Genomic DNA, 22,201 nt, shown 5'->3' on the forward strand with positions numbered 1-22,201 from the left:
AACATTTTTTAACGCAAACACGTTGATTTTCTTGTTTTGAAATATACCGACGTATATTAAGTTTTTTATTCTTCTAGTTCTAATGATGTTTTTACACCGGAAGAATAGTATTTGTTATCCTTCTGGGTTATTACATCTATGTCGTATGTTCCTGCTTCTACTTGGGATGTGTCTAAGTACATGCCGTAGTCATATCCTTCATTTTTTGACGTTACGTCTATTGGTGCCGGAAATGCTTCATATGTGTATTCATTGTCTTCACTTTTTAGGCGTACATAGATTTTGCTATCGTCGTCTATGTATTTTGAATCCACTTTTCCACTTATTGGTACATATTCTTCATCATCGCCAATTTCTGCAGTTGTATTGCTGTTTACTTCCATTGTGTTTAAGTTACCTGCTCTTAATGGGGCTGCCATATATGGTGCCTCTTCTATAAGTGAATGTATGTGTCTTTCTACAAGTTCAATTACTACTTTGTCTGCTTTTTTTTCATTTTGCAGATTCCAGTTGTATGGAACTGCCTTTGTAAAATAGCCATTGTGAAATTCATCTGCCACAAACGGTATTAAAGCATTTCCAAATGAGTCACGGTACATTACAATTGATTCTTTTTTGTCTTTGCTTTCTGTTTCAATTGATATATCTGTAACTTTTTTGTTGTTTGAAGTTACTTTGTACGAACTTTTTTTATTGTAGATTACATTTGTATCTTTTTTGTTTCCTTTTGGAAATAACATTCCATACAAGTCCCCTGAAAAGTTTTTCTTTATGGTGTGCCTTTCATTAGTATAATCGTAGTGGTCTTTTCCTAAATAGTTAAGTATGGCATTACAGCCCATTGCCGCTCCCTGATTATTCCAATGGCTATCCAGCTTGTGATATACTTCTTTTCCGGAATCAATGAACATTTTCTTTAAATCAACTGTGTTTATATTTTCTTTTTTCATTTCTGCCTGTAATAAGCTGTAATTATTCTGCTCACTTGTTTTTATGTATCGCTTTGGCATATATTCAGGATAAAGCGAGTTCTTATTTGGTGCTATTACAAATAGAAACTGTCTGTTGTTCTGTTCCACATTTTCCTGCAATAAAGATAAAACTCTTCCACAGGAATAGATTTCTCTTTTTGACAAAGTATTTTGTCCAAGATAATCATCTAATGTTTCACTGAAAAACAAATAGCCTTTACTGCCAACTATAACTTTCTCATTTCCTGATTGTCTGAAAACATTCTTCTTTATTATAGCATCTGCTTCAATTAAATTCTGCCTAAAAGCAAAATTGTCTGAAAAATAGTCGTTTAACTGATCAAAAAACTTTACATTTAACTTTCCGCCTGTCTTAATTGACGGGAAAATCTGTACCTGTCTCTGCTCCACGCTTACATCTGTTTTAAAAAATAACATTCCAAGAGATGGTAGACACAGTAAACAGAAAAATATTATTACAAATATTTTTTTCTTCATTTCGGTCACCTCTTAAAATCTAAAATAAATAAACGGATTATAGGTTGCTGTTGCAAGACTTATAATACATACAAGTAGTAATCCTATATCTGCTATGTGAATTATTGTTTCATTTATGTTGCTGCCAATCTTTTTAGAAATGGTATTTTCCAACTTCTGTCTTAACGGATATGCAAAAATAATTGCCATTATTATAACAAATATATAATATGGACTAAGAAGTCCTGCCACAAAGCTGATTGACTTTACTTCCATATTAAAGCCGGTAAACATTGTTTTTAACATCGTAAGACCAAGTCCTACTGAATCTGCCCTGAACATTACAAATCCGCAAACCACAACTATCCATGTAATAATATTTTTTATAATGTTATTTTTTATTTTAATTATACTGCCCAATGTGTCTTCTATTACATTGGCAACTCCGTGGATTAATCCCCATATTACAAACGTCCAGTTGGCTCCGTGCCATATTCCTGTCAGAAGAAATACTATCATCTTGTTAAATTCACATCTAAACTTTCCTTTTCGATTTCCACCTAAAGGTATGTAAACATATTCTCTAAACCAAAGTGATAGGGAAATATGCCATCTTCGCCAAAAATCCTTTATTCCTTTTGCGCTGTATGGGTGGTTAAAGTTTTCATTAAACTCAAAACCAAATATTTTTGCCATTCCTATTGCCATATCAGAATATCCACTAAAATCATAATAAATCTGAAGTGTATAGGCTATTGCTCCAACCCATGCCACAAGGAAATTATAATCGGTAATCTTTAATGCAAATATTGAATCCGCCATATATCCTGTGGCATTTGCAATAATAAGCTTCTTTGTAAGGCCTCTTATAAATCTGCTAATTCCTTCAGTTGTTTTTTCAATACTGCTTGTTCTGTTGTTAATCTGTTTCGCTATTTCATTGTATCTGATAATAGGTCCGGCAATAAGTTGCGGAAAGAATGATACATAAAGCATCAGGTTAAATAGATTCTTCTGAACCATTTCAGGATTTCTGTACACATCAATTACATATGACAATGCCTGAAATGTAAAAAATGAAATTCCTATTGGCAGGGCAATTCCCGGAATCTTTATATTAAGTCTTCCTGCATAATTAATATTTTCCAAGATAAATGCTGTGTATTTAAACACACACAGCACACCTATATTACAAATAACTGCTATTATTAAGACAATCTTTTTTCCTGCTATATTATTAGCCTTACTAAATCTTCCCTCCATCAAACCAAATATGTAATTAGCTATTATTGAACCAATCATTAATAATACATATATTGGTTCTCCAAATGCATAAAATATTAGGCTTGCGATAATCAATAATGTATTCTTCCCCTTTATTCCCGGCACTATAAAATATAATGCGCAGACAATAGGCAAAAACACAAAAAGGAATATTGCCGAACTAAAAACCATAATCTGCTCCTCGTAAACGTTGTCTGTATTTTTTAACGTCTTATCTATGTTTTTATTAGATTTTTCTCTTGTCTACCGGATGACAATTGTAATTCTTATACGATAAATTATAGTACTTGTTATAATCCTTTGCTCTTGCAAATAAAGCATCATATACTTTTCCGTTTAATTCAACCCATGCATGTTCTGAATCATGTGCCACATAAACATCCTTGTATCCTGCTTCGTGAAGTAAAAATGCAAGTGCTGCTGATTCTGAAACACAACAGCCATCTCCGTGGATAAAAATATCGTCTGCGAAAGTTGACTCCCAACCTTTCTGCTTATAAATCTTTTTAAGGAATCTATATCTCTTATATGGACGTTTTGCAATCCAGTCAAAACATTTTCTTAGTTTCTGCTGCTTTGTATCTGTATATTTGCATAATTCCTTTAACTGCTTTCTTGCTCTCATCATTGTTTTGATTTTGGCAACACTAAGGTCAGTCTGCTTAGCCTTTCCGGCTTTGTCAAGTTTAATGCCGTCAACAGTACATTTCTTAGCCATCTTTCCATTAGTACGTCCGAAATAGTAATAGTCCTTTTTGTACTTAGCCCAACCTGTAACCATTACTCCTTTTTTATCAAAAAGGTATGTTTTATTCTTTACTGTAACTAACTGGTTCTTTATTTTTTTGCCTGATATCTTGCAATAAGTCTTGCCCTTTTTAGTTTTAAATTTTGCAACAGGTTTTTTCTGTTTCTTACTGTTTGCTTTTATTTTTTTATTATTTGAATCTGTGTTATTTTTGTTTACAGTTTCTTTATTGTTTAAATCTGTATTGTTTTTGTTTACAGTTGTTTTCGTTACGTTACTTTTGTTTTCCGCCTGATTTGTTGTAGTTGGTGTTTTGTCATTTGTTACTGCTGTCGTCGTTACTGCGCTTATCATTCCTACGCAAATCATTACTACCAGAAAAATCATTATTTTCTGTGTCATCTTTTTCATTCTTGTGTTCTTCTCTTTCATCTTTCTGTGCTCCCTTCATTTTCCATAACCTTAGTTATCCCGTTATGTCAATCGTAAAATATCAGATAACCTTCCCCATATTTTAATCAAGTAATATCATGTGATGTCATTGTGATATTTGCTATGTACATAATAGCACTAAAAGTTTTATTTTCAAGCTGTTTTTTCCGTAATTTTGTAATATTTTTATATTGTTTCTTAATGTCATATTTTAACTACATTTAGGCTACATTTTGGAATAATCTTATTACATTTTCGTTACATTTTTAACAAAGAAAAAACTATTTTCATAACATTTATTTAATCTGGCTTCGATGTTCCAAAAGAACAATCTATGAATCAGATTTACCTTATGAAAATAGTTTTTCTATAATCATTTAAATTATATTTTTACGATATGTTTTACGGACGCTGTCCAAGTCCACCTTCCAATGTTATTGTTTCGCCTGTCATAAATTTAAAATCCGGTGAAGCAAGCTGAACGCAAACACGACCGATTTCTTTTTCTACATCGCCATAATGTCCCATAGGTGGCATTTTAACGTTAGCCTTAAATGCTTCCGGATAAGCTTTTTCAAAGTTTTCAAGTTGTGCTGTCCATGCTAGTGGGCAAACAATGTTAACATTAATTCCATCCGGTCCCCATTCTGTTGCTGCAACTCTTGTCAAACCTCTGATTCCTTCCTTAGCCGCCGCATATGCGCACTGGCCATAATTTCCAAACAAACCTGCGCCTGATGCAAAGTTGATAACTGACCCCTTAGTTTTTTTCAAATATGGATAGCATGCCTTCATATAATGAAATGTTGCATATAATCCTGAGTAAACTGCTAAATCAAACTGTTCAGTTGTATGGTCTGCCAATGTTACACCTGAGGCAGATGCCTGTGCATTATTAATTAACACATCAATTCTTCCAAAGGCATCCATTGCCTGCTTTGCAACGCTTTCAGCTAATGCTTCATTATCAGCACCTGCACTTATGTCTGCCTGGACCGGAAGAACCCTAATTCCATATTTTTCTTCTAATTCTTCCTTGGCATCAGTAAGCTTTTTAACATTTCTACCTGTAATTACAAGATTGGCACCTTCCTTGGCATATGCTGTAGCTATACCATATCCTATAGATCCACAACTTCCGTCGCTTAAGACTGCTCTTCCTCCGCCTGTAATAATTGCTGTTTTCCCTTTCAATGTAGCCATATCATTACCTCCTACAAAATATGTTACTATTACTTTATATTAATTTTTTTGTAAGAACTCCAGTCACCATAATAATTCTTATTGTCTGACTTATAATATGCTCTTACCCTTACAAAATAATTCTTTCTATTTTTTATTTTTGATAAAGTTCCTGTACTCTTTCTTGCAGAAATTCTTCTATATTTGGCTCTGGATGTTGACTTTCTTCGACCATATTGAAGCTGATATCCGGATGCATTATAAACATTGTACCAGCTTACTTTAATTTTCTTCCTGCCTGTACGTTTAATTTTTAAATTTGAGACTTTTGATGGTTTAATTATAACAGTAAAAGTTGCTTTTACACCACTTCCGTCTGTTGCCTTAGCTATTACATTGACTTTTCCCGGTTTATAAGCTCTTAAAATTCCTGTGTTTGTATCAATAACAGCACTTCCCGTATTACTTACTTCCCACTCAATATCTTTTGCAGTTGCATTGTCAGGTTTTACAATAGCCTTCATTCTTATTGTTTTGTTAACTGAAACCGTCTTATTTCCTGTAACGGTTATGCTTTTCACGTAATTATTAAATGAATAAGATATTGAATATATTCTCTTATACTTTCCTGTGCTCTCCTCATCTTCAGTTAATACTTTTATGTAATACACACCAGGCTTTAAAGTAATCTCTTCGCTATACTTAACTGATTTTCGATATCTTCCGCCTTTAACTTTTTCTTCTTTTATAAGAGACAATTGGTTGTCATATAGTTGAAAAGTGGACTGTCCTGCATTGGATTTATAATTGATAATAACTTTGCTTTCTTCGTCTATAATTATCTTATAATATTCACACCCATGTTTCTCTGAAAGTGTTGTAGTTACACTTTCATCTTTCTGCAACTCTCCTGCATTCCCAATAGTCTGACTTATATCGTTATTATCTGAATTATCCAAATCTGATTCTGCTGCATTAGTCTGTATCATCAAGGCAAACACTACACAAAATACTAATATAATTCCTGTCAATGTACTCTTAACTATATCCTTCACTTTGTCTCTCCTTCATACCCCTGATTATAACACATTTATGGTACGTTTTCTTTATTTTTGTTGCATATTTTTTATCATTTGCAGTAGCTCCATATCCTCAGCCTGTACCTTAATATTAGCCTTTAATGGTTCACCGTCAGGTGGGGTAACAGTTAGTTCGATTACACTGCCTTCTTTTACTTCCGGCTGGATTCTTGCAAAAAATTTTGGAAGCATTGGATGGCGTGTGACAAACTTTTCAAACATGCCTTTAAATTTCATCATATCTAATGGATTCATTGTTTTTCTCCTTTCCGCTAACTTTTCCAAATAAATTCAGATTTTTTTATGCAAACACGTTAATTTACTTATTGTTTGCTAATAAAAAATTTCTGAACTTATTATAAATCTTAACAGTAAAGTTAGTTATGTGTCAACGATATTCAATCTAGGCTATGTAATATGAATAAGATTTGATGGTATGATAGTTTTGCGAATGTACCTAAAAAAACGGGCAACTTGAAATAGCGGGGTACGTTTATTGCAAACTCAAACTATATGTTATATAAATTTGATTGCTTTTTAGGTGAGTATACCCCGAAAAATAGCCTTTTTGAAATGTCGGGTGCATAACGCAAAAAGGGCTCCAATGCTGATTAGCGTATTGCAATAAACTAATTAGCATCGTGCCCTTTTAATTAGAATTGATTATTATACAATATTTATTCTTAATTTTGGTAGTGTTTTGCCTGTGTATTGTACATATTGTAATAGAAGCCTTTTTGGTTTTCCATTAGTTTGTCATGGCTTCCGTCTTCTATTATTGTACCGCCATCAAATACTATTATTCTGTCACAGAATCGGCATGATGATAGTCTATGTGATATGTAGACTGCAGTTTTGCCTCCTACCAGTTTATCGAAGTTGTTATATACTTCAAATTCAGCAATTGGATCTAGTGCTGCTGTTGGTTCATCAAGTACTACTATTGGTGAGTCTTTGTACAGGGCTCGAACTATTGCAAGTTTTTGTGCCTGCCCGCCTGACGGCTCTATTCCCGATTCATCAAACATCTTGTATAAATTTGTATTTTGTTTGTCTTTCAATGAGTTAATCCAACTGTCTATTTCTACTATTTCACATAGTTCATTTATCTTATTCTCAACATCTGGATATTTGTTTTGTCCCATATCTATGTTGTCTTTTATGGAAAATGCCATAAGTTTGTAATCCTGAAATACTACTGAAAGCAAATCAAGATATTTGGAGTATTCTATGTCGTTTATATTCACTCCATTTACAAGTATTTCTCCTTCCGTTACTTCGTACAGTCTGCAAAGTAATTTTATGAAGGTTGTTTTTCCTGCACCGTTTTTTCCTACTATTGATAAGTGCTCTCCTGAATGAATTATTGTATTTATGTTTTTTAGAATATAAACATCTGTATTAGGATATTTAAAACTTACATTTTTAAATTCAATTGAAACACCATTATTAATATTAGGAACTACTGCATTTTTGCTTTCTTCGTATTTTCTGTCGATTTCTGCCTGTTCTATGTAATCAATATAATATTTCAAAACTGATGCCGTATATTTTAATTCCAACAAGCCTCTTGAAATACCATTAAGTGCTTCCGTAAACTTAAGTATAGCCTGTACCAAACTGCTGAAATCACCTACTGCAATCTTTTCTGTCAAAGTATTTATGCCAAGAATAATATAAACTACAATATCGCAGACTTCTGTTGTCATTACTGCGGCTTTATCCTTATTCCATATTTTCATTTCACTTTTCTTTGACAGATTATAAATGCCGTTGCTCTGCTTTTTCTGGTTGTCTATAATCATATCGTCTGAAAGATATATTCTAATGTCCTTAGCATATTCACCTGTTGTAAGTTCATCAATATAATAATCAACAACACGGTCCATTTCCATAGCTTCTGAAAAATACTGTTCCTTTATTTTTGTTGTTTTCATTGTTATATATGTGTTAACTACGAAGCTTAACAATACAGGAATTATCAGCCACACAGAGCATTTAACTACTATGTAAATAACACCTGCAAGGACTAAAATATTACTCAAAAGTCCTACTATACCATCTGTAAGTCCCTGAATTAAATTTGTCTGCTCAAATGCACGTCCTGCTTTATTTATACTGTCTAACATTTCTGAATTTTCCGTGTATTCAAACTTCATTTTCATAGTGTTAGAACTAATTTCCATATGAAGCATTCTGTCAAACTGGTCATTACAATAATTCTGCTTCTCATTGGCAAACTTGTTTCCTACTACGTGAATGTATGTACCAATACATATGAACGCAACCCAGAATATTATCATATTCATGTTTCTGTTCTGCTCATATACAATCTCGTTAATCAAATACTTTGAGCCAATAATTGAAACAAAAGGTCCTGCCGTACTGATTATGACTGACATTAATATGTATAAATAATATATAGGAAGATGTTTCCATGCAAACTTTGCAAAATATTTTGTGCAAAACCAAATATCTTTTATTCCGCCAAAAAATTTGTTTAACATACCTCACCCTCCTTATCTTTGTAATATTGAGCCTGAACCTGGAACATATTTCTGTATTTTCCATTGGTTTTAATTAGCTGTTCATGAGTACCCTCTTCAATAATTCTGCCATCTTCAAACATAACTATTTTGTCACAAAATCTTGTACTTGAAAGTCTGTGTGAAATAAAAATAGCAGTCTTTCCCTTTACCATTTGATTAAATTCCTGATACATTCTGTCTTCTGCCAATGCGTCAAGTGCCGCTGTCGGCTCATCCAAAACAAGAACTTCTCTGTTCTGATAAAGCGCCCTTGCCATGGCAAGTCTTTGTCTTTCTCCACCTGACAAATCAACACCGTTAGGGTCAAATATTCTAAGAAGCATAGTGTCTATTTTGTTTTCATATTTGTTAATCTTTTCATCCAAACCACTTCTTTCCAAAGCCTCCATTGTTCTGTTTTTGTCCGTCTCATTTTCAGGCTTCATTGAAATATTCTGCCATACCGGAAAAGCAAAAATTTCAATGTTTTGGAACACAGGCGCAAATATTTTAAAATATGTATCTCTGTCATACTTCTTTACATCAACTCCATTAAGAAGAATCCTTCCCTCTGTTGGCTCATAAAGTCTCATAAGAAGCTTTGTTAAAGTTGTTTTTCCTGCGCCGTTAATACCAACTACCGCCAACTTGCTTCCCGCTTCAATAGTCAGATTAATATTCTTTAGAACATATTTTTCGTGTCCCGGATATTTAAAAGATACATTTTCAAATTTAAACTCAAATTGCTTCAAGCCTATATTCTTACTTACGCCCTGACCTTTTTCAATGTCAGGCTTGTCCTCATTCCAGTCCATAAATGTTCTAAAATCGTCAAGTTCCATTCGGTTCATATTCATCCAAACCATATTGCAAAACATATCTGTCATAGCTGTGGAAAATGATGCAACCAAACCTATGTATAAAACAAAATCAGAAATGCTCATTCCCTTATTTAAAACCATATAAATCAATACTACGTATAGTAATAAATTCTGAAAAAGGCGAAGAAAACTCATCTTTGCCTCGCACATTACCCATTTTCTGTGATTTTTTTTGCAGGCTGCATAATAAACTGTATTTATGTCTTTCCACGTCTGTTCAATAAAATCCTGCATTTTAAATAATCTTATGTCTTTGGCATATTTAAAATCTCTTGCTGTGGAAGAAAAATAATAATTTTTTCTAAAATTAGATGACATTGCATCTCTAAAATTTACTTTCGTCCACTCCATTGTTGAATCAAGGATTTTATATATAAAATATGAAATAACTACCAGCACCAAAATTATCAAAGGATTAATTACTGCTATTGCCGCACCTGCTATAACTACAAGTACAATATTTGAAAGAATATTACTTCCTCTTTTACAGTAACCACTAATTCCCTGATAGTTATACATTGCATGTTTTGATCTTTCAATCAAATCAAGGAAATCCGGATTTTCCATATTTTTAAAATCTGTTGTAAATGATTTTCTAAGATATTTTGAAACTAACCCCTTATATACCTTGTCCCAGGCATACTCACCTACATATTGAGCCTTTGTGTTAATAAGCTTTACTACAAGAATTATAATTCCCACTGCTACCAACACTTTTATCATTGTGTCTGTTGTAACTTTATTTTCTACTAATGCCAATACAATCTTTGGAATATAAATTCCAATAAGCATATACAATGCCGACAATACTCCCATTACAATCATTGCTATAATGAACTGATTGTTTAACTGCCATGTCAGCTTTACTGCATATACGAAATTGTTAAACATTCCATGCTTAGTCGCCTGTATTCCTTTTCGCTCCCTTTCGTGAGATGCAGAAAAGAAATTCTTAATTGCCTCCAATATTTTCTTCATATACATTCCCTCTTTTACTTTCATTGTGGGGTTCTATGGTAACTATTGCAACTCTTTTAATTTTCGCAACTCTATGCAACTTTTTTTGCAACTCTTACAACTCTTTTTGCAACGAACTTTTCGGGGATAAATAATAGATCTTAACAAATTTAGAATTTGATTAGAATAAATTATTGATTTTTCAATACTCCCTCTTTTCTACACTAAAAACAGTATAACATAATATATATGATTTTGGGAAACTATTTAAACTTCCAGTTTATGTAGTTTGGTAGAAGACAAGGTTAATTCAATTCAAGTAGGTAATTACCCCATAGAAGCAAGTTTATGCATACTATGGGGTAGATTTCAAGATTCATTGTTATTGAAAATAATATGAATTGCCCCATATGATTAAGTTTTCTCTTTTTATGTGGCAGATACAAAGATTCATCATATTCAAACTAATATGTAACTACCACATAGAACCGAGTTCTCATATTCTGTGAGGTAAGGTTGTACCATACGAACAAGAAATTTCAAATATGGTACAGATATTAGCTTGTTCCTGCTTAACGCAGAAGAAATCTGTACCATACAAGCAAGAAATTTTACATATGGTACAAATACGAGCTTGTTCAATCTCAAATCAGAACAAATCTGTACCATACGAGCAACAAATTTCATATATAGTACAAATACAAGCTTGTTCAATCTCAAATCAGAACAAATCTGTACCATATGAGCAAGAAATCTCATATATGGTACAAATATAAGTTTGTCCCAGCTCAAATCAGAAAAAATCTGTACCATACGAGCAAGAATTTTCATATATGGTACAGATATTAGCTTCTTCCAGTTCAAACCTGAACAACTCTGTACCATATAAAAAAGAATTACCGTATATGGTACAAATATAAGTTTTACGCGATGTTTATTAGCTTCACTCCAGTCCACATCTCCTTGTCCTTTGGACAAGAAGCATTCCTTGCATTCAGCTCGGTCAAATATAATATGTTTATATCCTTTCCATAAATGCAAAAAAAAAGAACTATGCTACAATAAATTTCCAGTATCAAACATAGTTCTTTATTACTCTGATTTAATTTAAATTTCTTATATTATAATGCTTCCTTGATTGCAGCCATTAATTCATCATATGTTTCAAAAGCTGGAAGTTCAGGATATTCTTTCTTGATTTCATCTGTGCTTCTGAATAAAAATCCTGCCTTACTTGCCTTAATCATTCCAAGGTCATTGTGGCTGTCTCCGCTGGCAATTGTGTCATATCCGATTGACTGCAATGCCTTTACCGTAGTAAGTTTTGAGTTTTCAATTCTCATCTTAAATCCTGTGATTTCTCCATCTTCTGCTACTTCCAATGAGTTACAGAAAATTGTAGGATAACCTAACTTCTTCATTAAAGGTCCTGCAAACTGTGTAAATGTATCACTAATAATAATTACCTGAGTAATCTCTCTTAATTCATCTAAAAATTCTTTTGCACCAGGCATAGGATCAATCTTTGCAATTGTTTCCTGAATTTCCTTAAGTCCTAATCCGTGCTCTTTTAAGATGTTAATTCTATAATTCATAAGCTTATCGTAATCAGGCTCATCTCTTGTTGTTCTCTTAAGTTCAGGAATTCCTGTTTCTTCTGCAAATGCAATCCATATTTCAGGAACTAATACTCCCTCTAAATCTAAACAAACAATATTCATTTTCTCGTTTCTCCTTTAGTCCATTAAAAGTCGTACATTCACACTGTACAGTTCAACATTGTAGCATACTTTTTTTGATTTGTCTAAAAGTTATGATATGCTACTTTGTAACTCATTTGCTTTTTTTATGATTTTACAAACTTTTACCTTTTACAAATCTACTAATTTAAGGTCAAAAAATGGGCATAGTTTTTACTACACCCATTTTCATTTATAGCATTTGAAAGTTATTAATGTATTTACAGATTATTTTTTATGTATTCTTTTACTAATTCTGATGCATTATCTTCATTATAACCATTTACTACAATAGTTATTTTTTGACCATATCTTGCTCCAAAAGATATAACCTCTGTAATGTTTTCAACATTTGTTATTTTTTCTCCTTTAAGAATAAATATCTGTGTTCCAAGTTTTTTCGCAATGTCAGCCAATTCTGCTATTGGTCTTGCATGCAATCCGTCCACATTATTTATTATATGGTCTATTTGAATCATAACTACATCTCCTTACACTTATAATTTCCGTAATTACTTTTATTCATACTTTCTTAGTCTTATAATTCCTTTAATGCTTCATCAAGGACTTTCTTTGCATTCATCATTCCAAAGTCCTGAGCTGCAATTGCCATTACAGGAATACCTTCTGCCTGTTTTTTAATGTCATCTAATGCGAATCTAATCTGAGGTCCTAACAAAATAATGCTTGTTTCTTCAAGATTATCGCCTAACTCTACCATAGGGGTGGCATCAACACTTGCTTCTAAACCTCTTGCCTTAGCTTCCTGCTCAAGTTTCATTTTCATGATACCCGTACTCATTCCTGCATTGCAAACTAATAATATCTTCATGCCTTGCTCCTTTCCACATAATTAAATGTATTTATGCCTGAACACTTTCTTCCAGCTGTTCTTCTTTAATTTTCTGTTTCTCATAAATTTTAAAGAATGGTAAGTATATAATCATATCTATAATAATTAATACGCAAACCAATATCAACGCCTTAACGTCCATTGTATCAATTAGACCACCTATTGGACAGAACATATTCCAGCTTGCATATGCAAATGTTTTTGCTACAATTCCTGTACTCATGGCGATGTATGTAATTACACCATTTAAAGGCATTACTACTATAAATGGCAACATCATTGTTGAATTATACATAAGTGGCAATCCGAATATTAACGGTTCATTAATATTGAATAATGATGGGATAATTGCAAGCTTACCAATTGTTTTAATCTGTTTTGACTTACTGAATAATGTAAGAATTGCAAGTCCTAATGTTGCACCACTACCACCGATAGCCATAAATGTCCACCAGAAAGGTTCTGTAACAATATATGGAAGTGCTATTGCTGCTGTTCCTGCTGCAAATGCGGCCTGGTTTGCTGTATAATTGTTCATTAAGAATGTATCCAATGGTCCTGTGATAACAGTATCATGAATACCGAACCACCAGAAAATCATTACAATTACTGCTAATATAACAACTCCCCAAACACTGTCTACCATCTTAACAACAGGTGTCATAATAAGCTGCATAATTGCCGGAATCCCTGCACCTGTAAAGTTTAATAATATTGCGTTAACTGTTCCAACTGCTACCAAAACAATTACGATTGGCACAAGGTTTCCTATTGATTCAGCTAATGCAGGAGGTACTCCGCCACCTTCCAAGTTAATATATCCGATTTTTCTATCAGATAAAAATCTATATAATTCAAATGATACAATAGTTACCAAAATCGCTGTAAACAATCCTTTTCCATCTAAATAATCAAAAGATAATGCTCCATCTTTATTCATAGTTGCTGCAATCATAAAAGATGCAACTGAGACAGCAATAGTTACCCATGACTTTTCCATTTTGTAATGTTTGCTTAAATTAATTGCTAACCCTATTGATGACCAAAGCGCAATTAACGACATTGTTACCGAGTAAACATACCCCAAAGCCGGTCCTGTAAATGCGGCAACATTTGCCCATCCGTGCATAATTGCTTTAAGTACACCTGAATCCATGGTTGTATAATCCATTGGTGGTGATATAATAATAAGAGCAAAACTTCCTATAGTAAATAGTGGAATTAAAGCTAGGAATGTGTTTTGCAAAGCCTGAAGATATTTCTGTCTTGCTAATTTATTTGCAAGTGGAGATATCTTCTTTTCAATCCAGTTACTAATTTTTTCCATTGTAACTTCCTCCTTTTTCATTTATAAATTTTTTATACCAATGATAACTGTCTTTTGGAATTCTCTTACAATTATCATCAAAGTCTATGTATACTAAGCCGTAACGCTTTTTGTATCCGTTTATCCAACTATACACATCCATTGTTGACCATACAAAATACCCTCTGCAATCACAACCATTGTCTATAGCCTTTTTAATCCAATCTACATATCCCTGTAAGAAATCAATTCTATATTGATCATGGATTTCTCCGTTTTCCACCTTATCATATTCACCTAAACCATTTTCTGTAACTATAATAGGTGTGTCAGGATATAGTTCTTTAAACTCCATAAGCATATCATATACTGACTTAGGATAAATTTCAGTTCCCCAAGGAGTTTTTTCTGTATTTGGATCATCATCTAAAGCACACCAATCCTTGATTTCCATCTCTTCGTTTTTAGATGAATCACCTGTATTATTTGCTTCCATTTTTGTTTCTCCACCTGAACAAGGTTTAACTAAAAATCTGCAATAGGCATTAACTCCAAGGTAATCAACTGTACCTTCTTGAAATACTTCCTTATCTTCCTCTAACATATATGATAAATCATATCCTAACTTTGTAAGATGTGACACGTATTCATCAGGATAATATCCCTTTATGCAAGTATCATTAACAGATGTATTAAAGAAAATATCAGCTAATCTTTTAGCTTCTCTATAACCTTCATTATCTTTTAAAATCTCAATAGGATAACTGTCACTTACAAGTCCAATCATTCCCTTAAAGCCCATATTTCTATATGCCTTAATGGCTCTTGCACTTGCCAACATTAAGTGATACATTGCTTTCCAACGTCTTTCCAAGTTTTTAACATTAGGAGGGTAGTTTCCAAAACCATAACAGCAAAGTGTTTCATAATTTGGTTCATTAATTGTTGCCCAGTAATTAACTTTATCTCCAAACTCTTTAAAACATACTTTTACATATTCTTCATATGCATCAACTGTGGCTCTGTTTTCCCAGCCACCCTGTTCAAACATTGGTTGTGGCAAATCGTAATGATATAAAGTAACTAAGGGTTCAACATTATATTTTCTACATGTATCAATTACTCTGTTGTAAAAATCTATTCCCTCTCTGCTTACTTTGCCTACTCCATTTGGAATAATTCTTGTCCAGGCTATTGAAAATCTGTAAGCATTCTGATTACCTTCCGCTAACATTCTAATGTCCTCTTCGTATCTGTGATAATGGTCATTTGCCACATCGCCGGTAACAGGATTAACATTGTTTTTTTCACTGTGGCAGAAAGTGTCCCAGTTAGACATTCCCTTACCGCCTTCTTTCCATGCGCCTTCACATTGATATGCTGCAGTGGCACTTCCCCATAAAAACTTTTTGTCCATTAACTTAATTTCTCCTTATACAATGTTATAAACTCTTTTGCCACACGTTCATACATTATTGTTGTCATTAAATGGTCCTGTGCGTGAACTAACATTATGCTATACTCAATATCTTTTCCCTGAGCTTCCTTTGCCAGCAACTCTGTCTGTGCATTGTGAGCATTTGTTAATTCACTTTCTCCTTTTTTGATTAACTCATCAGCCTCATCAAACTCACCATTTCTGGCTTTTTCAACTGCTTTAAAGAATGATGAAAATGCATCTCCTGCATAACTTATAAGCTGAAAAGCAACCATCTGTGCTTCTTCTCTATTCATTGCTTTCTCCTTTCGTTTTTTGTTTATGCCATTATTATATTTTATAAATTTTTCATTTACAAATCATCTTTTGCGGTGTACACCGCACCTATATATTTGCCTGTACTTTTCTAATGTTGTATAATTTAATTACTTTAATAATTTATGATTACATTTTATATTTTTAAGGAGATATTTGTATGAATAGATTTACTGATCGTCAGAAAAAAATAATTAAGGAAATACATAATTCCAATACTTTCATTACAGGTAAATCTCTAAGTCTGATTCTTAATGTTTCACTTAGAACTATTCAATCTGAAGTTTCTGCCATTAACAAAGTACTGCATTTAATACTTTCTACTAACAGAGGCTATAAGATTGATGATAATCTGTATAAAACAATGGATTTTACCGCCATTGAAAAAGAGCAGAATTTAGAACATATTATTGTCAAAAAAGTATTTTTCCATAATCCTCATTATAACATTGATGATTTGGCAGAGGTTCTTTACATAAGTACCACAACTTTAGAAAAATACTTTAAAAAGATTAATGATACTCTTTCTGATTTTGATTTAAAAATAGTCAGAACTAATAATACTGTTTTTGTTTCAGGAAATGAATTAAATAAGCGAAAATATTTAAACAAAATTATTTTTGATGAAATCAATCCTGCCTTTAACAGTATTGATAATTTGAATAATTATTTTGAAGGAATTGACGTTGACAAAATTAAAATTATTATTCTTAATTCAATCAATAAGTATCACTATTACGTCGACAATGCTTACTACAACAACATAATTGTAAACATAACTATTGCTCTTTACCGTATGCGTACCGACCACTATGTTTCAGAACCTTTAAGAAATATTAGTGATAAGGCTGAAACTGTAGAATCAAAAATTGCTACAGAAATATGCACTCAGTACTCAGCCCATTGCAATATTGATCCTTCTGAAGATGATATTTTTTATATTTCATCACTTCTTGAAGGCATAATCAAACCTATAAGCAATGATGCACAATCTGTTTCACAGGATATTTTGACATCTGATTTTATTGAAGAAATCCGTGAAATTTTGTTAAATGTATTTTCTTCTTATATGTTGGAAATTAACTTTGATGAATATCTTTATAGTTTTGCCCTACATATACATGGTTTAATTAAGAGAGCAAACAGTATACAGTCTTCAGGCAATGACTTTTTAAATAACATAAAAAAGAATTGTCCTTTTATATATGATGTTTCTGTTAGCATTGCTCAGAAATTAAATAAAAAATATAATATTAGCATTGCTGACTCTGAGATTGGATATATTAGCATACACATAGGTTACTTAATTGAATCTTCCAACAGTGATTCAGATAAAGTTTCCGTACTGCTTTTATGTCATGATTACCATCATATTAATTCGAATATTGAAAAGAAATTATTAGACAATTATCAGAATTTTATTACTTTAAAATTATTTACAACTGATAATCGTTCTGCTTTGATTAATGCTTATTCAGATTTAATTGTAACAACAAAACCGTTAAACCTCATCGGCAAAGAAGTTATTGTTGTTTCTCCATTTTTTACAATGATGGACCAAATAAATGTTGATAATGCCATTCACAAATGTTTGGAAAATAAGCAAAAAATTAAACGCAACAATATTTTGTCCTCTTTTTTCGATGAAAAACTTTTCTTCAAGTCTAATGATTTTGGAAATAAAGAAGATGTTATTAGATTTTTAGGACAAAATGTTATTGATTATGGATTGTGTGAAGAAGGTTTTGTTGAATCTGTTTTAGAACGTGAGCAACTTTCATCAACTTGCTTTTTTGATACTTTTGCAATTCCACATGCCCTTGACATGAATGCTACCCATACAATGATTTGCGTTCTCACAAGTGAATCGGGTATACAGTGGGATGACCATGTTATACATATTGTTCTTATGCTGGCTGTTCAGCAAAATGACAGAAAAAAATTTATGGAACTTTATAATGGTATTGTTCAAACTCTGGAAAAACCTGAGAAAGTAAATAAATTAGTTTTGTCTGACAATTTAATGGATTTTTTGAATCAGCTTCTTGAAAAATAAAATTTTATAAGATCACAGTATCCCAAAGACATTATTCAACCTGTGCTTAAGCAATGATTGAATAATGATTTTGGGACACACTAATCTTCATTTTTAAAATTATTTATATAATTTGTCGTATATCTCCCTATCCAAGTCTTTATACACGCAGAAAATAACTCTTTCTATATTATTTTCCTTTTTCATCAAAAATCTTTCCACTGTGTCTTTTGCTATTACTGCCGCTTCTTTATTTGGAAATCTAAACTCTCCGGTTGAAATGCAACAAAATGCAACTGTTTTCAAACCATTTTCAGCACAGCAATTTAAAACACTTTCATAGCAGTTCTTTAAGTCATTGCATAACTCATCATTTAAGCCAAAATAGCATATGGGACCTACTGTATGTATTACTTTTTTACAGGGCAGATTATAAGCTTCTGTTATGGTTGCTGTTCCTGTTGGCTCCTCATAATTTGTACCATATTTTATTTTTCTCTGATTCATAATTTTGTTGCATTCTTCCCTAAGTTCCATTCCTGCCCCACTGTGAATGGCATTGTCTATGCATCTGTGACACGGAACGAAACATCCAAGAAGTGCTGAGTTTGCCGCATTTACTATTGCATCAACCTTAAGCCTTGTCATGTCACCCTGCCATATTGAAATTTTATCTGCCAGTGGGTTATTACTTCCATGCTGTTCCTTAACCGTTGGAATCATATCTAATGTAACAATCCCTTTTTCAAAAGTCTGATTCTGCAAAAATTCATCCTGAACTTTCAATATTTTTCTGTCAATGTACCTTGGCATTCTTATATTCATTAATGAACGGACTGCTTCTTTTTTTGCAGTTTCATTTTCTTCCACCTGAAGATTTTTGTATTGAACTGAATCTTCTTTTAACTTTTCCAACAAAAAATCCAATCTTTCCTGCTGTTTCATAATTGCTCCTTACTGATTTCCTCTATAGTTTGTTTTAAATCTGCATTTATGCCTATTGCTCTTTCCCCAAAGCTTTCCGGTACAATTGCCTCATCTTCCACGAAATATCTCTCTCATCTAAGATTCATAGCCATTGGTCCACCACAAACAGGACATTTAGGAACCATATAAGTTGGTATAACACAATTTTTTCTCGCCTGATTCATTTGATTGAAAACGAATACATATCTTTCATTCCGTATTTTTCTATAAATTTAGGAAAGTTCTTCTTAAATCTTTCCCCATCATACGTTAGTCCTGCTGCTGTAGAAAGACCTGCTCCAGCTCCTATCAAAATATAATCTGCTTCTTTTATGTATTTTGCTGCTTTTTTAATCTTTTCCACTGCATTATTAGGACAAACTTCCATGCAATTACCACAATGAAGGCAATTATTTTCTCTAATTCTAAATGGTATACTTAAAGTATCAATGCAATTCTGTGGACACTTGCTTGTACATAATCCACAACCAATACATTTTTCATTTATTCTATATCCGTATTGTTTTTCTTTTTCCGCACCAATGGCAAAGTTTGCTCTTGTTATTGGTTTCATTATCATTTCTCTCCGTTGTAATATTTATTATTACAATTATATATAACAGCTGTCAGTTGTAATGTCAATAGTTACAACATTATTTGTTTTTTCAAAAAATTAAACCGGCAAGATAATTCCTGCCGGTTTCTTTATACTTTAATCTTTTAGAATATTGTATTGCACTACCCTATCAATTTCTGTATATCCATTTCCACATCTTCCAATGTTATTGAATTAAGTTCTTTTTCCATTGCCTTCTGTACCTGCTCAAGTTTTCCATCCAATACCGTGTGGATGCTTCGTCCAACTGGACACTGTGGATTAGGATTTTCGTGAAAATGGAATAATTCGCCACCTTCCACACATTCTACAGCCTTGTAAACATCAAGTAATGTTATCTCATTTAGAGGTCTTGTTATTTTAGCTCCGCCTGTGCCTCTGGCAACTTCAATTAGATCTGCTCCTTTAAGTTGTCCTAAAATCTTTCTTATAATAACAGGATTAACATTTGTACTTCCTGCAAGAAAATCACTTGTTATTTTATAGTCATTTTCAAATGTTTTAATACATGCAAAAATATGCACTGCTACTGTAAATCTACTTGAAATCTGCATTGGTTTTCCCTTCTGTTAAATATTATATATGATTACAGTGTAAAAATATCTTATTCTTCCCGTGCCTGCACAACAATTTGTGTTTTGACACCCTAATCTTAACAATTTATGCAATTAACTTTCATAAATTGGCTCAAAATCATCTGCTCCATGACCGCATAACGGACAGGCATAATCTTCCGGCAACTTACTTCCCTCATAAACATAATTGCAAATCTTACATCTCCAACCAACAATTTTTTTGCCATCTTCTTTTGCAGATGCTACATTGTTTTTCGGCTTTATTTCATTTTGATATTTTGCATAAGTTATAGGTTCTTTATCGCTTAATACCTTTGCATCAACAACTTCTGCAATAAATAATGTGTGTGTTCCAAGATCATGTTGCTCAACAACTTTTCCACTAATAACTGCGCAGGATTGCCAGCCAAGATATGGTACATCATTACAATCTGTAGGTGGTGTAATGTTTCCAAACTTGTCCACATCTCTTCCTGACTGAAAACCAAAATGCTTTATTGTTTCAAATGTACAATCATTGTCCAAAATGCTTACTGCAAAAATGCCACTTTCTTTAATCAAATCGCAAGTGTAGTTACTGTTCAATACCGAAATTGCTATTCTTACAGGATTGCCTGCTACCTGAATACAAGTGTTTGTAATACAACCGTTAGCCACTTCACCTGCCTTAGTTGATACCATAAATACTCCGTAACTTAAATTATATATTGCTTTTTTGTCCATATCTAATCCTCCATTTCACTATATTGATTATTTTCCGTTTCGCTTTTTATTTATAATATCATAACATTTTTATGGTTCCAACATAAATACTTTGGAAAGCAATTTTTTATTTATAATTATCTATTGACTATTGTATTATACCCGATTTATTATATTTGAGAAGAAAAAGAAAGGATTTTTAATTTATTATGGACCAACAAAAGTACAAAACGGAGAACAAAATTTTAAGGCTGTCACTGGGAGGCACCATTACTTTTACAGTATTTGAAATCATCGCTTCCTTTGTCTTAGGTTCAAAAACCGTAATGACTGACGGCATATTTGACTTGTTTGACTTATTACTATTGCTTCCAATGTTTATTTTGGTTCCTTTTCTATACAAACCTGTTTCTGAAAAGAAACCTTATGGTTTTTCTCAAATTGAATCATTACTTGTTCTTGTAAAATATATTGTTTTACTTATTGTAGTTATCAATATGATTACAAACAACATTACAGTTTTACTTCACGGTGGACACACAGTTGATGCCACAAACGTTCTTATATATGAAGCTTCTCTTTGCGTGTGTTGCATAATTATGTACCTTGTGCTTCATTATCTTAGCCGTAACTATTCCTCAATGATAATCAAATCAGAGCTTTATTTGTGGAAGGTTGACATTGTAAGTACTCTTGGAATTTCAGTTGCATTTTTGTTCCAGATTTTCCTTACACACAGCCCAATTAATTTTATTATCCCTTACATAGATTCTTCTGTGGCAATTATTGTTGCATTATTCCTTGTAAAAGAGCCAATTGTGCAGATTATCAAAAACTTAAAGGAATTGGTTTTATTCTCACCTGATCAACAGATTATGGATGAAATCAGAGAAGTTGTAAATAAGGACATTAGCAATTATGAATATAGTCTTGATTTCTTAGATGTTACACAAACAGGGCGTAAAACATGGATTGAAGTCTACGTTAAAAGCAAAAATGACACTGTAAAAATCAAGGATTTCAAAAAAATACAGGAACATATCACAAAAGATTTGATAGACAAATTTGACCAGATTTATGTTGAAATAGTTCCTGCTCTATAGCTTGTAACTATAAT

General features: G+C 32.5%; 21 protein-coding genes. 2 read left to right on the forward strand and 19 right to left on the reverse strand.

Annotation, left to right across the window (positions count from 1 at the left end; all coding sequences use genetic code 11):
• Positions 1-65 precede the first annotated feature (65 nt).
• From NQ558_RS10565 to NQ558_RS10635, 15 genes are all read right to left on the reverse strand, one after another.
• Positions 66-1,469 (reverse strand): alginate O-acetyltransferase AlgX-related protein, encoded by a 1,404-nt coding sequence (locus NQ558_RS10565; protein WP_005360524.1) that lies wholly within the window; start codon positions 1,467-1,469, stop codon positions 66-68.
• Between the two features lie 12 nt (positions 1,470-1,481).
• Positions 1,482-2,903, reverse strand: coding sequence for an MBOAT family O-acyltransferase (locus NQ558_RS10570; RefSeq protein ID WP_005360523.1), 1,422 nt, complete (start codon positions 2,901-2,903; stop codon positions 1,482-1,484).
• A gap of 55 nt (positions 2,904-2,958) precedes the next feature.
• The gene (locus tag NQ558_RS10575) at positions 2,959-3,912 is read right to left on the reverse strand and encodes a hypothetical protein (RefSeq protein WP_005360522.1); all 954 of its coding nucleotides are present in this window, start codon (positions 3,910-3,912) and stop codon (positions 2,959-2,961) included.
• Between the two features lie 402 nt (positions 3,913-4,314).
• The gene (locus tag NQ558_RS10580) at positions 4,315-5,115 is read right to left on the reverse strand and encodes an SDR family NAD(P)-dependent oxidoreductase (RefSeq protein ID WP_005360520.1); all 801 of its coding nucleotides are present in this window, start codon (positions 5,113-5,115) and stop codon (positions 4,315-4,317) included.
• A gap of 29 nt (positions 5,116-5,144) precedes the next feature.
• A complete protein-coding gene (locus NQ558_RS10585) occupies positions 5,145-6,149 on the reverse strand; it encodes an Ig-like domain-containing protein (protein ID WP_040446347.1) in 1,005 nt (334 codons plus the stop codon).
• Positions 6,150-6,200: 51 nt separating this feature from the next.
• Positions 6,201-6,428, reverse strand: coding sequence for a hypothetical protein (locus tag NQ558_RS10590; RefSeq protein ID WP_005360518.1), 228 nt, complete (start codon positions 6,426-6,428; stop codon positions 6,201-6,203).
• A gap of 428 nt (positions 6,429-6,856) precedes the next feature.
• Positions 6,857-8,680 (reverse strand): ABC transporter ATP-binding protein, encoded by a 1,824-nt coding sequence (locus tag NQ558_RS10595; protein WP_005360512.1) that lies wholly within the window; start codon positions 8,678-8,680, stop codon positions 6,857-6,859.
• The gene (locus NQ558_RS10600; protein ID WP_040446344.1) at positions 8,674-10,560 is read right to left on the reverse strand and encodes an ABC transporter ATP-binding protein; all 1,887 of its coding nucleotides are present in this window, start codon (positions 10,558-10,560) and stop codon (positions 8,674-8,676) included. Before NQ558_RS10600 ends, NQ558_RS10595 begins: the two co-directional genes overlap by 7 nt.
• A 438-nt stretch (positions 10,561-10,998) precedes the next feature.
• Positions 10,999-11,496, reverse strand: coding sequence for a hypothetical protein (locus NQ558_RS10605; protein WP_156774959.1), 498 nt, complete (start codon positions 11,494-11,496; stop codon positions 10,999-11,001).
• A gap of 164 nt (positions 11,497-11,660) precedes the next feature.
• On the reverse strand, positions 11,661-12,260 hold the full coding sequence (gene thrH, locus NQ558_RS10610; RefSeq protein ID WP_005360503.1) for a bifunctional phosphoserine phosphatase/homoserine phosphotransferase ThrH: 600 nt from the start codon (positions 12,258-12,260) through the stop codon (positions 11,661-11,663).
• Positions 12,261-12,499: 239 nt separating this feature from the next.
• The gene (locus NQ558_RS10615) at positions 12,500-12,757 is read right to left on the reverse strand and encodes an HPr family phosphocarrier protein (protein ID WP_005360499.1); all 258 of its coding nucleotides are present in this window, start codon (positions 12,755-12,757) and stop codon (positions 12,500-12,502) included.
• A gap of 59 nt (positions 12,758-12,816) precedes the next feature.
• A complete protein-coding gene (locus tag NQ558_RS10620) occupies positions 12,817-13,110 on the reverse strand; it encodes a PTS sugar transporter subunit IIB (RefSeq protein ID WP_005360493.1) in 294 nt (97 codons plus the stop codon).
• Positions 13,111-13,141: 31 nt separating this feature from the next.
• Positions 13,142-14,458 carry a PTS sugar transporter subunit IIC gene (locus tag NQ558_RS10625; RefSeq protein WP_040446341.1) on the reverse strand — a complete coding sequence of 439 codons (1,317 nt, stop codon included), beginning with the start codon at positions 14,456-14,458 and terminating at the stop codon, positions 13,142-13,144.
• On the reverse strand, positions 14,445-15,854 hold the full coding sequence (locus NQ558_RS10630) for a glycoside hydrolase family 1 protein (protein WP_005360489.1): 1,410 nt from the start codon (positions 15,852-15,854) through the stop codon (positions 14,445-14,447). The genes NQ558_RS10625 and NQ558_RS10630 overlap by 14 nt, the downstream gene beginning before the upstream one ends.
• Entirely contained in the window at positions 15,854-16,171 is a 318-nt protein-coding gene (locus NQ558_RS10635) for a PTS sugar transporter subunit IIA (RefSeq protein WP_005360482.1), read from the reverse strand. Before NQ558_RS10635 ends, NQ558_RS10630 begins: the two co-directional genes overlap by 1 nt.
• 179 nt (positions 16,172-16,350) lie before the next feature.
• Here NQ558_RS10635 and NQ558_RS10640 point away from each other — a divergent pair, with 179 nt between their 5' ends.
• Positions 16,351-18,246 carry a BglG family transcription antiterminator gene (locus NQ558_RS10640; RefSeq protein WP_005360480.1) on the forward strand — a complete coding sequence of 632 codons (1,896 nt, stop codon included), beginning with the start codon at positions 16,351-16,353 and terminating at the stop codon, positions 18,244-18,246.
• Positions 18,247-18,345: 99 nt separating this feature from the next.
• Here the strand turns inward: NQ558_RS10640 and NQ558_RS10645 are convergent, their stop codons facing one another.
• The 4 genes from NQ558_RS10645 to NQ558_RS10660 all read right to left on the reverse strand — a co-directional run bounded on the left by NQ558_RS10645 (position 18,346) and on the right by NQ558_RS10660 (position 21,105).
• Positions 18,346-19,170: a protein-ADP-ribose hydrolase gene (locus NQ558_RS10645; RefSeq protein ID WP_005360478.1), complete on the reverse strand. Its 825-nt coding sequence runs from the start codon at positions 19,168-19,170 to the stop codon at positions 18,346-18,348.
• Positions 19,171-19,372: 202 nt separating this feature from the next.
• Positions 19,373-19,765, reverse strand: coding sequence for a DUF362 domain-containing protein (locus tag NQ558_RS10650; protein WP_005360476.1), 393 nt, complete (start codon positions 19,763-19,765; stop codon positions 19,373-19,375).
• 164 nt (positions 19,766-19,929) lie between these two features.
• On the reverse strand, positions 19,930-20,361 hold the full coding sequence (locus NQ558_RS10655; RefSeq protein WP_005360475.1) for an Rrf2 family transcriptional regulator: 432 nt from the start codon (positions 20,359-20,361) through the stop codon (positions 19,930-19,932).
• 114 nt (positions 20,362-20,475) lie between these two features.
• Positions 20,476-21,105 (reverse strand): flavin reductase, encoded by a 630-nt coding sequence (locus tag NQ558_RS10660; RefSeq protein WP_005360473.1) that lies wholly within the window; start codon positions 21,103-21,105, stop codon positions 20,476-20,478.
• A 188-nt stretch (positions 21,106-21,293) separates the two neighbouring features.
• Here NQ558_RS10660 and NQ558_RS10665 point away from each other — a divergent pair, with 188 nt between their 5' ends.
• Positions 21,294-22,187 (forward strand): cation diffusion facilitator family transporter, encoded by an 894-nt coding sequence (locus NQ558_RS10665; protein WP_005360472.1) that lies wholly within the window; start codon positions 21,294-21,296, stop codon positions 22,185-22,187.
• Positions 22,188-22,201 lie beyond the last annotated feature (14 nt).

Origin of the sequence: Eubacterium ventriosum, assembly GCF_025150745.1 — a bacterium.
Lineage (GTDB): Bacteria > Bacillota > Clostridia > Lachnospirales > Lachnospiraceae > Eubacterium_G > Eubacterium_G ventriosum.

Coding starts and splice junctions, on each gene's coding strand:
- NQ558_RS10625 (WP_040446341.1), bottom strand. CDS start 14,458: ATGGAAAAAATTAGTAACTGGATTGAAAAGAAGATATCTCCACTTGCA.
- NQ558_RS10580 (WP_005360520.1), bottom strand. CDS start 5,115: ATGGCTACATTGAAAGGGAAAACAGCAATTATTACAGGCGGAGGAAGA.
- NQ558_RS10650 (WP_005360476.1), bottom strand. CDS start 19,765: ATGAAACCAATAACAAGAGCAAACTTTGCCATTGGTGCGGAAAAAGAA.
- NQ558_RS10575 (WP_005360522.1), bottom strand. CDS start 3,912: ATGAAAGAGAAGAACACAAGAATGAAAAAGATGACACAGAAAATAATG.
- NQ558_RS10595 (WP_005360512.1), bottom strand. CDS start 8,680: ATGTTAAACAAATTTTTTGGCGGAATAAAAGATATTTGGTTTTGCACA.
- NQ558_RS10620 (WP_005360493.1), bottom strand. CDS start 13,110: ATGAAGATATTATTAGTTTGCAATGCAGGAATGAGTACGGGTATCATG.
- NQ558_RS10655 (WP_005360475.1), bottom strand. CDS start 20,361: ATGCAGATTTCAAGTAGATTTACAGTAGCAGTGCATATTTTTGCATGT.
- NQ558_RS10590 (WP_005360518.1), bottom strand. CDS start 6,428: ATGAATCCATTAGATATGATGAAATTTAAAGGCATGTTTGAAAAGTTT.
- NQ558_RS10600 (WP_040446344.1), bottom strand. CDS start 10,560: ATGAAGAAAATATTGGAGGCAATTAAGAATTTCTTTTCTGCATCTCAC.
- NQ558_RS10640 (WP_005360480.1), top strand. CDS start 16,351: ATGAATAGATTTACTGATCGTCAGAAAAAAATAATTAAGGAAATACAT.
- NQ558_RS10630 (WP_005360489.1), bottom strand. CDS start 15,854: ATGGACAAAAAGTTTTTATGGGGAAGTGCCACTGCAGCATATCAATGT.
- NQ558_RS10570 (WP_005360523.1), bottom strand. CDS start 2,903: ATGGTTTTTAGTTCGGCAATATTCCTTTTTGTGTTTTTGCCTATTGTC.
- NQ558_RS10565 (WP_005360524.1), bottom strand. CDS start 1,469: ATGAAGAAAAAAATATTTGTAATAATATTTTTCTGTTTACTGTGTCTA.
- NQ558_RS10635 (WP_005360482.1), bottom strand. CDS start 16,171: ATGAATAGAGAAGAAGCACAGATGGTTGCTTTTCAGCTTATAAGTTAT.
- NQ558_RS10665 (WP_005360472.1), top strand. CDS start 21,294: ATGGACCAACAAAAGTACAAAACGGAGAACAAAATTTTAAGGCTGTCA.
- NQ558_RS10645 (WP_005360478.1), bottom strand. CDS start 19,170: ATGAAACAGCAGGAAAGATTGGATTTTTTGTTGGAAAAGTTAAAAGAA.
- thrH (WP_005360503.1), bottom strand. CDS start 12,260: ATGAATATTGTTTGTTTAGATTTAGAGGGAGTATTAGTTCCTGAAATA.
- NQ558_RS10660 (WP_005360473.1), bottom strand. CDS start 21,105: ATGGACAAAAAAGCAATATATAATTTAAGTTACGGAGTATTTATGGTA.
- NQ558_RS10615 (WP_005360499.1), bottom strand. CDS start 12,757: ATGATTCAAATAGACCATATAATAAATAATGTGGACGGATTGCATGCA.